10 protein-coding genes are annotated in these 12736 nt (G+C 65.6%); 7 read left to right on the top strand and 3 right to left on the bottom strand.

Going from position 1 to position 12736, the window contains the following annotated elements; genetic code table 11:
- Positions 1-371: 371 nt before the first annotated feature.
- The 3 genes from ABD742_RS15020 to ABD742_RS15010 are packed head-to-tail and all read left to right on the top strand — an operon-like array spanning position 372 to position 4419.
- Positions 372-2183 carry a proline--tRNA ligase gene (locus ABD742_RS15020; RefSeq protein ID WP_234753087.1) on the top strand — a complete coding sequence of 604 codons (1812 nt, stop codon included), beginning with the start codon at positions 372-374 and terminating at the stop codon, positions 2181-2183.
- Positions 2180-2977 carry a sulfite exporter TauE/SafE family protein gene (locus tag ABD742_RS15015; protein WP_234753088.1) on the top strand — a complete coding sequence of 266 codons (798 nt, stop codon included), beginning with the start codon at positions 2180-2182 and terminating at the stop codon, positions 2975-2977. Before ABD742_RS15020 ends, ABD742_RS15015 begins: the two co-directional genes overlap by 4 nt.
- A 56-nt stretch (positions 2978-3033) precedes the next feature.
- Positions 3034-4419, top strand: coding sequence for a pyridoxal phosphate-dependent decarboxylase family protein (locus tag ABD742_RS15010; protein WP_234753089.1), 1386 nt, complete (start codon positions 3034-3036; stop codon positions 4417-4419).
- Between the two features lie 37 nt (positions 4420-4456).
- Here the strand turns inward: ABD742_RS15010 and ABD742_RS15005 are convergent, their stop codons facing one another.
- The 3 genes from ABD742_RS15005 to ABD742_RS14995 are packed head-to-tail and all read right to left on the bottom strand — an operon-like array spanning position 4457 to position 7320.
- The gene (locus tag ABD742_RS15005; protein ID WP_234753090.1) at positions 4457-5503 is read right to left on the bottom strand and encodes an aminoglycoside phosphotransferase family protein; all 1047 of its coding nucleotides are present in this window, start codon (positions 5501-5503) and stop codon (positions 4457-4459) included.
- Between the two features lie 35 nt (positions 5504-5538).
- Positions 5539-6267, bottom strand: a complete 729-nt coding sequence (locus ABD742_RS15000) for a VIT1/CCC1 transporter family protein (RefSeq protein ID WP_234753091.1) — start codon at positions 6265-6267, stop codon at positions 5539-5541.
- A 51-nt stretch (positions 6268-6318) separates the two neighbouring features.
- Complete coding sequence (locus ABD742_RS14995; protein ID WP_234753092.1) at positions 6319-7320, bottom strand: DUF4439 domain-containing protein; 1002 nt, start codon at positions 7318-7320, stop codon at positions 6319-6321.
- A 166-nt stretch (positions 7321-7486) separates the two neighbouring features.
- Between ABD742_RS14995 and rimP the strand changes: the two genes are divergently transcribed.
- The 4 genes from rimP to infB all read left to right on the top strand — a co-directional run bounded on the left by rimP (position 7487) and on the right by infB (position 12647).
- A complete protein-coding gene (gene rimP, locus ABD742_RS14990; RefSeq protein ID WP_234753093.1) occupies positions 7487-8110 on the top strand; it encodes a ribosome maturation factor RimP in 624 nt (207 codons plus the stop codon).
- On the top strand, positions 8110-9090 hold the full coding sequence (nusA, locus tag ABD742_RS14985; protein WP_078105700.1) for a transcription termination factor NusA: 981 nt from the start codon (positions 8110-8112) through the stop codon (positions 9088-9090). The genes rimP and nusA overlap by 1 nt, the downstream gene beginning before the upstream one ends.
- A 223-nt stretch (positions 9091-9313) precedes the next feature.
- Positions 9314-9610 carry a YlxR family protein gene (locus ABD742_RS14980; protein ID WP_234753094.1) on the top strand — a complete coding sequence of 99 codons (297 nt, stop codon included), beginning with the start codon at positions 9314-9316 and terminating at the stop codon, positions 9608-9610.
- A gap of 196 nt (positions 9611-9806) precedes the next feature.
- Positions 9807-12647, top strand: coding sequence for a translation initiation factor IF-2 (gene infB, locus ABD742_RS14975; protein WP_234753095.1), 2841 nt, complete (start codon positions 9807-9809; stop codon positions 12645-12647).
- Positions 12648-12736 lie beyond the last annotated feature (89 nt).

Below are 12736 nucleotides of genomic sequence, written 5' to 3'. Positions count from 1 at the left end.
GTCCACCATCACATAAATTCAGAACCAGCCGTGTCGCTGGGGCGCGGGCGGTTTCAGAGAGGAAACACAAACCAAATGGCTGTAAGCGTTGATCTTTCGAAGGCATTCGACAAGTCTGATTAAACCTCCAGGACAACGCCCGCGGTCGACCGGCCGCTGAGCCACGCCATGGCAGGATGACCAGCCGACCAGCGGCCAGGGGCTTCCTCGCACCATGGCGTGGCTCATCTTCGTTTGGGGAGGCTTTGCTTTCCGGGGAACCAGAGGAGGAACCCCGGGGGACGGGCCCCGGCAGGTTCCTCGGCCACAAACCGGTAGATTGGTACCTAGTAGTTTTTGCCAGCTCTTGCCATAGAAACGGATTCTGACCCGTGGTCCTTCGCCTCTCCCAGCTGTTCCTGCGCACCTTGCGTGAAGATCCCGTCGACGCCGAAGTCGCAAGCCACAGACTCCTGGTCCGTGCGGGCTATATCCGCCGTGCCGCACCTGGCATCTACACGTGGCTGCCCTTGGGATTGAGCGTCCTGCGCAAGGTCGAGCAGATCATCCGCGAGGAAATGGCCGCCATCGGCGCCCAGGAAGTCCATTTCCCGGCACTGCTGCCCCGGGAACCCTACGAGGCCACCAACCGCTGGACCGAATACGGCGAGGGGCTGTTCCGCCTCCAGGACCGCAAGGGTGCCGATTACCTTCTTGCCCCCACGCACGAGGAAATGTTCACCCTCCTGGTCAAGGACCTGTACTCCTCGTACAAGGACCTGCCGCTGAGCCTGTACCAGATCCAGAACAAGTACCGAGACGAAGCACGCCCCCGGGCAGGCCTCCTCCGCGGCCGTGAATTCATCATGAAGGATTCCTACTCCTTCGACGTCGACGACGCCGGCCTGGACGCGAGCTACGCGGCCCACCGCGCCGCGTACCTGAAAATCTTCGAGCGCCTTGGCCTCGAGGTCATCCCCGTAGCCGCCACGGCAGGCGCCATGGGCGGATCCAAGAGCGAGGAATTCCTGCACCCCACCGAGATCGGCGAGGACACCTTCGTGCGCTCGGCAGGCGGCTACGCGGCCAACGTCGAAGCCGTGACCACCGTGGCCCCGGCCGAGATCGACTTCAGCAACGCGCCTCCCGCACGCGTCCTGGACACCCCGGACACGCCCACGATCGAAACCCTCGTGACGGCTGCCAACCAGCTCGCTCCCCGCAGCGATTCCGACGGCGGCGCCTGGACTGCCGCCGACACCCTCAAGAATGTGGTCCTCGCCGTCACGCTGCCCACCGGCGAGCGCCAGATCGTGGTCATCGGCGTGCCCGGTGACCGCGCGGTGGACCTCAAGCGCGTCGAAGCCAACATCGGGTCATTCCTGCCCATTGCCGGGGAGATCGGCTTGGAAGCGGCCAACGAGGATGACCTCAAGAAGATCCCGGAACTCGTCAAGGGCTACATCGGCCCCGGACTGGTCCTCGGCGAAGCCGTTCTTGGGCTCGAAGGCACGTCCAAATTGCTCTTCCTCGTTGACCCCCGCGTTGTCTCGGGTACCAGCTGGGTCACTGGGGCGAACGAAGACGGCAAGCACGTCTTCGGTCTCGTAGCCGGGCGCGACTTCGCCTGGGATGGCGTCATTGAATGCACCGAAGTCCGCGCGGGAGACGAAGCCCCGGATGGCTCCGGTCCCCTGGAGACTGCGCGCGGCATCGAAATGGGCCACATCTTCCAGCTCGGCCGCAAGTATGCCGAGGCCCTCGACTTGAAGGTCCTTGACCAGAACGGCAAGCAGGTTGTGGTCACCATGGGCTCGTACGGTGTCGGCGTGACACGCGCCGTGGCCGCCCTGGCCGAGGCCAACAACGACGACCGTGGCTTGATCTGGCCGCGCTCCGTGGCCCCCGCGGACGTCCACGTGGTCGCCGTCGGACGCGGCGAGGAAATTTTCGCGGCGGCCGAGAAGCTCTCCGCCGAACTCGAGGCCGCCGGCCTCGACGTGATTTACGACGACCGCCCCAAGGTTTCCCCGGGCGTGAAGTTCGGTGACGCCGAGCTCGTGGGCGTCCCCACCATCGTGGCGGTCGGCCGTGGCTTGGTAGACGGTGTTGTTGAGATCAAGGACCGTCGCACTGGTGAGGCCGAAAACGTGGCAGTCGAGAAGGCTGCCGACTACGTGGTCAACGCCGTACGACAGAAGTGATCTCCGGCTTCGAGTCGGTCCAGCTCGCCACGATCATCATGATCGTGGTGGCTGGATTCGCAGCCGGTTGGATAGACGCTGTGGTGGGCGGCGGGGGATTGATCCAGCTCCCTGTCTTGCTCCTGGTTCCGGGGATCACCCCGGTCCAGGCGCTGGCCACCAACAAGATGGGCTCCATCTTCGGGACAACAACCAGCGCCGTCACGTATTACCGCCGGGTTGGCCCTGACCTCAAGACGGCCGTTCCCATGGCGGTGATTGCCCTCGCGGGCAGTTTCGGCGGAGCCGTCCTGGCCGCCAACCTTCCCGCCAGCGTCTTCAAACCCATCATCGTGGTGGCGCTGATCGCCGTCGCGCTCTTCACCGCGCTGCGGCCCAATGCGGGCGAGTTGACCGCCCTGCGTCACGATGGCCACACGCACTACGTCGTGGCCTGCGCCATAGGCGCCGTGATCGGGTTCTACGACGGTTTGATAGGTCCCGGAACAGGCTCGTTCCTGGTGATCGCCCTGGTCTCCGCCATGGGCTATGCCTTCCTTGAGGCCAGCGCCAAGGCGAAGATCGTCAACATGGCCACGAACGCCGGTGCCCTGTTCTTCTTCCTGCCGCATGGATCGTTGTTGTGGGGCGTCGGCGCCGTGCTCGGCTTGTCCAACATGGCCGGTGGTTACCTGGGTGCCCGGACCGCCGTGAAACAGGGCAGCGGCTTTGTGCGGATTGTGTTCCTGATCGTGGTCGGCGCGTTGATCATTAAACTCGGCGTGGACGTCTGGAACGACTACTTCGCCAAGTAGCGTTCCGGTTGCCGCCAGCGATGGCCGGAGGGATCCCGCGGGCGTAGCATGCACTCATGTGGGTCGATTCCGGCGACTATGAGCAGGCACTCGAACGTGCATGGGAGCACACCCGCGAGTGGTTGAGGGCCTTGCCTGGGCGGCCGGTACGGCCAAGCAAGACCGCTGATGACATCACGGCGGTCTTCGGCGGACCCTTGCCGGCCAGCGGACTGGATCCGGCCGCAGTCATTGATTTCCTCGCCGAACACGCCGAGCCCGGGCTGATGGCCATGCAATCGGGGCGCTTCTTCGGTTGGGTCATCGGCGGTACGGTGCCGGCAGGCATGGCCGCGGACTGGATGGTTTCCGCATGGGACCAGAACTCCGGGCTTCGTTTCGCCACACCCGCCACTGCCGGGATCGAAGAGGTGGCCGGGCGATGGCTCCTTGAGCTGCTCGGCCTTCCTGAAGGCTCCGACGTCGGATTCGCGACAGGCGCCAGCATGGCCAACTTCACGGCCCTCGCGGCGGCCCGATGGCGCCAGCTGGCCGGCGTCGGCTGGGATGTCAACGCCGAAGGACTCCAAGGAGCGCCGAAACTGCGTGTCCTCGTCGGAGCCGAGCGGCACGAAAGCCTGGATATGGCACTCCGCTTCCTGGGCTTCGGGGCACCCGAAGTTGTCGCAGCGGACCATCAAGGCAGGATCGATCCAGCCGCGTTGCGGGCCGCGTTGGAAGCCGGTTCCGGTCCGGCAATCGTGTGTCTCCAGGCCGGGAACCTGCATTCCGGAGCCTTTGATCCTTTCCTCGAGGCGATTCCGGCTGCGAAGGATCACGGCGCGTGGGTCCACGTTGACGGGGCTTTCGGCCTATGGGCAGCGGCCGTGCCGGGACTGCGGCATCTGGTCGAGGGCGTCGAGTTGGCCGATTCGTGGGGAACCGATGCCCACAAGACCCTCAACGTGCCGTACGACGCCGGAATCGTGGTGGTACGTGACGTCGCTGCCCTGCGGTCCGCCATCGGCATGCACGCCGAATACCTGATGCAGGATGACCACGGCCCCGGCGACCCTATGGAGAAAGTGCCCGAGTTGTCCCGCCGTGCCAGGGGAGTGCCGGTGTGGGCGGCCTTGCGCTCCTTGGGTGGCGACGGCGTGCGGCAGCTTGTCGCCGGACGTGCGGAGTGTGCCGCGGAACTGGCCCGACGGCTCGCCGAAGTGCACGGCGTGGAAGTCCTCAACGATGTGGTGTTCACGCAGTTGTCCCTGGCCTTCGGCTCAGACGAGAGGACCCGTGCGGTGACGGACTTCATCATGGCCGACGGGAGGGTCTGGATGTCCGGTTCGCGCTGGCAGGGCAGGGATATCCTGCGTGTTTCGGTGACCAACTGGTCAACGGATTCGGCAGACCTGGATATCGCGGTGCAGGCTATCAAAGATGCGCTGGAGGCCACCGGCTAGGCCGGGCGTCCGGACAGGACGACAGGGCGCCCTGAAGCTAATTCGAGGCGGCCAGTCCCGGTTCGGGCAGGTCGTGTGCGGCGGGCAGCCCGTCGAGGGGCCGTCCTGCGAGGGTGCTGGCCACCCATAAGGAGCGTGCCAGATCGCCCTCATGCCGTGGTTTTCCGGCGTACCACAGGGCGTTTTCGACCTCGCGGACCAGTGTCCATTCCCGGGCCGCTTCGCCGTCCAGGCCGGCCGCGCTGCTGAAGTCCGCGCAGCGCTCCAGGAGGCCAACTTCCGGAGCCGTCGTGGAGAGGTCGCGGATACGGTTCCACAAGATCGGGGCGACGGCGAATTCCGCCTCCCCGATTTTCGGTTGCGGGTCGATCGCCACATATCCGCGTTTTCCTATGGCCCGGGCGCCATTGAGAGGGCCACGGAGGGCGCCATTGAGATGGGGGAGGATGTTCATGAAATGCAGGTCGCAATGCACCAGGACGTCCCTGCCCGCCCGTCGTCCAACAGCACCCCGGGTCTGGCACACCTCCAGCGCGGCTTCGAGGAGCCAGCGGGGGAAGGGCTGGCCAAGTTGCTCCCAATCGGCTGGCAACTCATCGCTCCAGCGCTCGGCACGGGCCGCTATGTGTTCGAACTCTTTCCATTCGGGCCGCTCGTCCGGCTCGATACTGAGTTCCCTCACGAGCGATCCCCAGACGTCGCGGGCTTCGTCCATCGGGGCACTCTGCAGCCAGCTGACGGCGTCGAGCCGCTCCAGGAGCATCGCGCACGAGGCCGCATCGGCGTCGAGCAGCTTTACGGCCCCGATACCGCCCCAGAGGGCCAGCGCATGCCGTTCAACGAGGGCCTCCGCGTGCGGGAACGCTATCTTGAGCACCGAACGGGCGCCGTTGTAGAGGACCGGAATGACGATGCCGCCGTGGCCGTTCCATGGTTCCGCGCCGGGTTCCAGGTCAACGGACAGCTGCCAGCGTTCCAGGGCGGCATTGATCAGCCCGGGCAGCCCTGAGAGCCACGCCCGCCCCTCCGTTGTGCGGGAGTAGCGTGCCTGGAGGTCGCCAGGGATGGAAACGAAGGTAGTCATCACTGTCAGCCTACCCAAGCCGGTCCAGGAGCGGTTCAGACCACTCCGGAGGAGCCCAGGAGGCTTCCGATGAAGAACGTCGCGGCAAGCGCAAGGGCTCCGCCGATGACGACGCGCACGGCGGCGCGGGTCTTCGAGCTGCCGCCGATCCACGCTCCTATGGCTCCGGTGATTGCGAGCGCAAGCAGCACGGAAATAAAGGTCAGCGGTACACGCAGCCCCGGGGGCGGGAGCAGAATCGCGAGCATGGGCAGCACCGCGCCGAGGGTGAAGGCAATGGCGGACGCGAAGGCCGCATGCCACGGGCTGACGATGTCGTCCTCGTCGATGTTCAACTCGGCGGAAAGGTGAGCGGCCAAGGCGTCGTGCTCCGTCAACTCCGCGGCCACTTTCCGCGCGGTTTCAGGCCGCAGGCCCTTGGCCTCGTAGATCGCCGTCAATTCCGCCAGCTCTTCTTCGGGTTCCTCGGCGAGCTCCCGGCGTTCCTTCTCGATGAGCGCCTTTTGGCTGTCGCTTTGGCTGCTGACGGATACATACTCGCCGAGTGCCATGGACACCGCGCCACCCACGAGTCCGGCCGCTCCAGCGGTGAGGATGGCGCCGGTGTTCGTCGTGGCGCCCGCGACGCCCACCACAATGGCGGCAACGGAGACGATTCCGTCGTTGGCGCCAAGGACGCCTGCCCGTAGCCAGTTGAGCCGGTGGGCGAGGTCGTTGGCGTGTGGTTCGTTCTCGTGCAGGGCTGCAGTTTCGATGGAAGCCATGGTACAAGCCAAGCACTTCGAAACTGCTGCCGCCAGCAAAGAAAGGCTTTCCTATGGAGCCGGAGTGCCGGTCGGCAGCGGGGGCAGCGCCGTGTTGTCGATCGAAAGTCCGGCGAAGGGGCCAACCGGAGTTCCCCAGGCTTGGCTGCGTTTGGCTGCGTCGACAAGCCCGACGATGGCCCATTGGCGCGTCTCGCCGTCTGACAACGCCACGAGGTCGGCATAGGCAGTCATCGAGCTGGCCTCCATGCTTCCCAACGCGAGCCCGGGTTTGGCGGCGAAAGTGGCAGGCAGGCGGTAGCCGGCTTCCCGCGGAGGTGTGGCGATGCAGTGCAGCCGGCCCTGGGCCTCCGCTCCCCGAAGCAGCTCCTGATGGCGCGCCAACCAGGTGGCTGCCGTTGCCGATGCCTTCGCGTCCAGCTTGGTCAGGGCCACTTGGTAGGCATAGACCGCCTCCTGTTCGGAGCTGACGACGGCGGCAAGGGCTGCGGGCAGATCGGCCTTGGTGGGCGCCGTTCCGGGTGTCGGTGCCGTCGACGTGCCCGCCGAGGCAGGGCAGCTCGGCGGCGGTGTCGGCGCGGTACTCGCCCCGGCCGGGGTTGCCGGTAGCGGCAAGCCCCACGTTGAGGCCAGCCGCGATGACTCAAGCAGCTGGGCGGACCCGACGGCGGCAAGCAGCCGTGCCATGCCGCCGTCGGCGTTCGCGGCGTCCGCCAAGCGACGGGAAGCGCTCGAGGCGAGCGCGGAGACAAAGCCGGCCCGCGTTGGGCGGTCCTGGGTCGCACGGGGGCTTGGGGAAGCCGAGGGGGTATTCGATGCCGAAGAGTTCGAAGGGGGGAGCAGCGCCTGCGCCTGGCTTGTCAGCAACATCACAGTGTCCGTGCTCTCCAAGAGCGATGCGCTGCCCAGGAGCGTCTCGGTCGAAGAGAGCGCTTCGGAACGGGCAGTTTCGGAAAACGGCACCGCGTGGGGCCTTCCGGCGTCCCGCGGGACAAGCACGGCGCCGACTCCGAGGACGAGGACTGCGAGGAAAGCCAGCAGGAGCGCCCTCATCCAGCCATTGCTCCGTGGTTTCTCAACAGTCTCGTGCTTCACAACAGACTATAGTGTCACGCCCACGGACAACTTGCCTCCCCGCGGAGGGGCCCCGTGCACCACGCCGCCGTAAATATCGTTAAGCTAGTAGTCACAACATCATCTATCGGGAGGCGGCTGGCCAGTGAGTCATTCGGAAGCCACGACTTCAACAGACCAGGCTGGAACGGATCCGACAAGTCCAGCACAACACGAGGTCCGCAACCCCGAGGAGAGCAGGCTGAAGGCGCTTCTGGAGCCTGCCGTCCTGGCGAGCCGGCTGTATCTTGAGGATGTTGCCATCCAGGTTGCCGGTTCGCACCGGGTAGTCCACGTGGTCATCGACCTGCCCCAGGAGGAAACCGGCGGCGTCAGCCTGGACGTCATCGCGGAAATCTCCAGGGCCCTTTCTGACATCCTGGACAACGATCCCCGCACCGACGGCCGCCCCTACGACCTCGAGGTCTCCTCGCCCGGCGTCGGCCGGCCCCTCACGGAGCCCCGCCACTGGCACCGGGCCCGCGGACGCATGGTCAAGGTCAACGTGATCCAGGGAGAGAACCTGACGGGCCGTATCCAGTCCGTCGACGATGACGGTGTCACACTGGTTCCCGAGCAAGAGGTCAAGAAGGGCATGAAGCCCAAGCAGGGCGAACCCGTAAAGATTCCTTTCGACAGGATCCGCCAAGGAAAAGTCGAGATAGAGTTCAGCCACCTCAACGAGGCCGTGCTGGAAGACGAGTACAACAGACCTTCCGAGGAGGCCTAATGGATATTGACATGAGTGCGCTGAGACTCCTGGAGCGTGAGCGTGAAATCCCGCTGGACCTCCTGATTCCCACCATCGAGCAGGCGCTCCTGGTGGCTTACCACAAGACGCCGGGCGCTTTCGAAAAGGCCCGCGCGGAGCTGGACCGCAAGAGCGGGCACGTGACCATTTGGGCCACGGAAATCGACGACGACGGCGAAGCCATCGGCGAGTTCGAGGACACTCCTGCGGGATTCGGCCGCATTGCGGCGAGCACGGCACGGCAGATCATCCTGCAGCGCCTGCGCGACGTCGAGGACGACAACGTCCTCGGCGAATTCAAGGGCCGTGAAGGTGAACTCGTCGCCGGCCTGATCCAGCAGGGCAACAATCCGCACATGATCCAGGTGAACCTCGGTTCCGTGGAAGCCCTGCTGCCGCCGCCCGAGCAGGTGCCGGGGGAGAAATACACCCACGGCAACCGCCTGCGCGCGTTCGTGGTGGACGTCCACCGCGGCGCCAAGGGACCCTCCATCACGCTGTCGCGTTCCCACCCGGGCCTCGTTCGGAAGCTTTTCGAGCTGGAGGTCCCGGAGATCGCGGACCGTTCCGTCGAGATCGTTGCACTGGCACGTGAAGCCGGACACCGGACCAAGATGGCCGTCAAAGCCAACACTCCCGGCATCAATGCCAAGGGTGCTTGCATTGGTGAAATGGGCTCCCGCGTCCGCGCTGTCATGACCGAACTCAACGACGAAAAGATCGACATCGTCGACTTCAGCGAAGACCCGGCGACCTTCATCGCCAACTCCCTGTCGCCGTCGCGCGTGAATTCCGTCACTATCACCGACGAAGCCACGCGCTCCGCCCGGGTGGTTGTTCCCGACTACCAGCTGTCCCTCGCCATCGGCAAGGAAGGCCAGAACGCCCGCCTCGCAGCCAAGCTGACCGGCTGGCGGATCGACATCGTCTCGGACGCCACTCCGGCCAAGGGCAACTAAACACACCAAACGGCGCCCGGCCCCGGATCCTTGTACCTTGTGGATTCGGTGGCCGGGCCCTCGGGGGCTTAGAATAGATGGAACCGGGCCTATGCCCGGTATCCGTGCGCTTTGGCGTGCTCGCGACTTGTTGGGCAATAATCCCGACAAGGCAAGGGCGGGCGCCGAGCAAAGCAGAACAGCAGAAGACAGGTAAAGACACTGAGGCAGGTTGATACACCCAGTGACTGAACTGCTTCACACCAGGCACCAGCCTCTGCGCACCTGCATCGGATGCCGGAAACAAGGCAAGCGGAGCGAGTTGATCCGGCTTGTCGCCGAAGGCGGCGGGTCACCCGTCGTCCTGGTGGATGAACGACGCCGGATGGCTGGCCGGGGTGCGTGGCTGCACCCCAGCACCACATGCCTGACGCTGGCAAGCAAACGGCGTGCTTTCGCAAGGGCCCTCGCGGGCGCAAGTGAAGTCACCGCCGTCGAAAGCTACCTGGCGGCAGTCATACCCCCTGCGGACACCCCGTGAAAGCAGGAAAACCGTCCAAACCTGAAAGCGGGTCAGAAAACTGATGGAAACCCGATGAGTTCCCAGCGATGAGTGCGCAACGATGACAACTTTGTTGCGCTCTGCACAGGGCCTATCCGCCGCGTTCGCGGCAGGGGCCCGCAGTAAGAATTAGACGGTTCGTGCCTGGCTCGGTGCGGACCGAGACAGGAGAAATGTGGCCAAGGTCCGCGTACATGAGCTCGCCAAAGAGCTCGGTATTACTTCCAAAGATGCAGTGACAAAACTGCAGGAATTGGGCGAATTCGTTCGCTCCGCCTCTTCGACAATTGAGGCACCGGTCGTGAAGAAGCTTCGCGATGCTTACCCGGGTGCCGGCGCTGCAAAGGCGGCTGCCCCGGCAGTTGCTCGCGTTGCAGCCCCCGCGGCACCTGCCGCACCCGCAGCATCCCGCCCGGCTCCCGGCCCCGCTGCGCCCAAGGCTCCGGTTCCCGCCCCCAAGGCTGAGACCCCCGCCCCGGCAGCGCCTGCGGCTCCCGCAGCTGCAGCAAGTCCTATTTCCGCAAAGCCGGGTGCCCGTCCGGCACCCAGGGCCGAGGCCCCTGCCCCGGCACGTCCGGGCAGCCAGGCACCGCGGCCCGGCGGCCCCCGTCCGGGCAACAACCCGTTCGCGACCTCGCAGGGCATGCCCCGCGGCCGTGGCGACGGCGAGCGTCCTCCCCGTCCGGGCAACAACCCCTTCGCAACATCGCAGGGCATGCCCCGTTCCGGTGGCCGCACTGACGGCGAACGTCCCGGCGGTCCGCGTCCCGCGGCCGGCGCAGGCGGTCCCCGCCCCGCAGCCGGTTCCGGTGGTCCGCGTCCGGGTGCTCCGCGCCCCGGTGCTCCCCGTCCGGGCGCACCGCGTCCGGCAGGTGGCCCCGCAGGAAACCGTCCCAGCCCGGGCATGATGCCCAACCGCACCGAGCGTCCCGCTCCCGGCGGCGCAGGCCGTCCGGGTGGCGCTGGCCGTCCCGGTGGTGGCGGCCCCGGCCGTCCGGGTGGCGCTCCTGGCGCAGGCACCGGTGGCGGAGCTCCCGCCGGCGGTGGCTTCGGCAAGGGTGGCCGCGGACGCGGCGGTACCCAAGGTGCCTTCGGCAAGGGTGGCGCAGGACGCGGCAAGCAGCGCAAGTCGAAGCGTGCAAAGCGTCAGGAACTGGAGCAGATGAGTGCTCCGTCGCTGGGCGGCGTATCCGTACCCCGCGGCGACGGCAACACCGTAGTCCGGCTCCGTCGTGGCTCGTCCATTACGGACTTCGCCGACAAGATCGAGGCGAACCCCGCCGCACTGGTGACCGTGCTGTTCCACCTCGGTGAAATGGCAACGGCTACGCAGTCGCTGGACGAAGACACCTTCGGCCTGCTGGGTGTTGAACTCGGCTACAAGATCCAGGTAGTTTCGCCGGAAGACGAAGAGCGCGAGCTCCTCGACTCCTTCGACATCGACCTTGATGCCGAACTGGAAGCCGAAGGCGACGACGTCCTCGAACCGCGTCCCCCGGTTGTCACCGTCATGGGTCACGTCGACCACGGTAAGACCCGACTGCTCGACGCCATCCGGAAGACCAACGTGGTTGCCGGCGAACACGGCGGCATCACGCAGCACATCGGTGCCTACCAGATCAGCCACATCCACGAAGGTACTCCGCGCGACATCACCTTCATTGACACCCCCGGTCACGAGGCGTTCACCGCCATGCGTGCACGTGGTGCCAAGGTCACCGACATCGCCATCCTGGTTGTCGCAGCCGACGACGGCGTCATGCCGCAGACGGTGGAAGCACTCAACCACGCACAAGCGGCCAACGTGCCGATCGTCGTCGCGGTCAACAAGATCGACAAGGAAGGTGCCAACCCGGACAAGGTCAAGGGCCAGCTCACCGAGTACGGTCTGGTTCCCGAAGAATACGGTGGCGACACCATGTTCGTTGAGGTTTCTGCCCGCCAGAACATCAACATCGACGAACTGATCGACGCCGTCCTGCTGACCGCAGACGCCGCTTTGGACCTGCGCGCCAACCCGGACAAGGACGCTCGAGGCATTGCCATCGAAGCGAACCTGGACAAGGGCCGCGGTTCCGTGGCCACCGTCCTGGTCCAGTCCGGTACCCTGGCCGTTGGCGACACGATCGTGGCCGGTACCGCCCACGGCCGCGTCCGTGCCATGTTCGACGAAGACGGCAACGCCCTCGACGTCGCGCTTCCGTCCCGTCCGGTCCAGGTCCTGGGTCTGTCCAACGTACCGCGTGCAGGTGACACCTTCCTGGTGACCTCTGACGAGCGTACGGCCCGCCAGATCGCTGAAAAGCGTGAAGCAGCCGACCGCAACGCGGCACTGGCCAAGCGTCGCAAGCGCATCAGCCTGGAAGACTTCGACCAGGCAGTTGCCGCGGGCAAGATCGACACCCTCAACCTCATCCTCAAGGGTGACGTTTCCGGTGCTGTCGAAGCCCTCGAAGACGCACTGCTCAAGATCGACGTCGGCGACGAAGACGTTCAACTGCGCGTCATCCACCGCGGTGTGGGTGCCATCACGCAGAACGACGTCAACCTCGCCACGGTGGACAACGCCATCATCATCGGCTTCAACGTCAAGCCCGCCGAGCGCGTGGCCGACCTCGCTGATCGCGAAGGCGTGGACATGCGCTTCTACTCCGTCATCTACTCGGCAATCGATGACATCGAGCTGGCCCTCAAGGGCATGCTCAAGCCGGAGTACGAGGAAGTCCAGCTCGGTACCGCCGAGGTCCGCGAAGTCTTCCGGTCTTCCAAGTTCGGAAACATCGCCGGTTCCATCGTGCGCTCGGGCATCATCCGCCGTAACACGAAGGCACGCGTCAGCCGCGATGGCAAGGTCATCGGTGACAACCTCACCGTCGAGACGCTCAAGCGGTTCAAGGACGACGCCACCGAGGTCCGCACGGACTTCGAGTGTGGTATCGGTCTTGGCTCGTACAACGACATCAACGAGGGTGACATCATCGAGACCTTCGAGATGCGCGAAAAGCCGCGCGTCTAAGCACGACAAGTGGTTCAGGGTCGTCGGGTTTCCCGGCGGCCCTGCCCATTTTCCGCCATGATGGGGGCCCCGCCCCTACGCTGGGCGGC

It is taken from the genome of Arthrobacter ramosus (assembly GCF_039535095.1).
Classification (GTDB): domain Bacteria; phylum Actinomycetota; class Actinomycetes; order Actinomycetales; family Micrococcaceae; genus Arthrobacter; species Arthrobacter ramosus.
The sequence above is the reverse complement of the archived record's forward strand: the minus strand, read 5'-3'. Positions and strand labels throughout refer to the sequence as shown.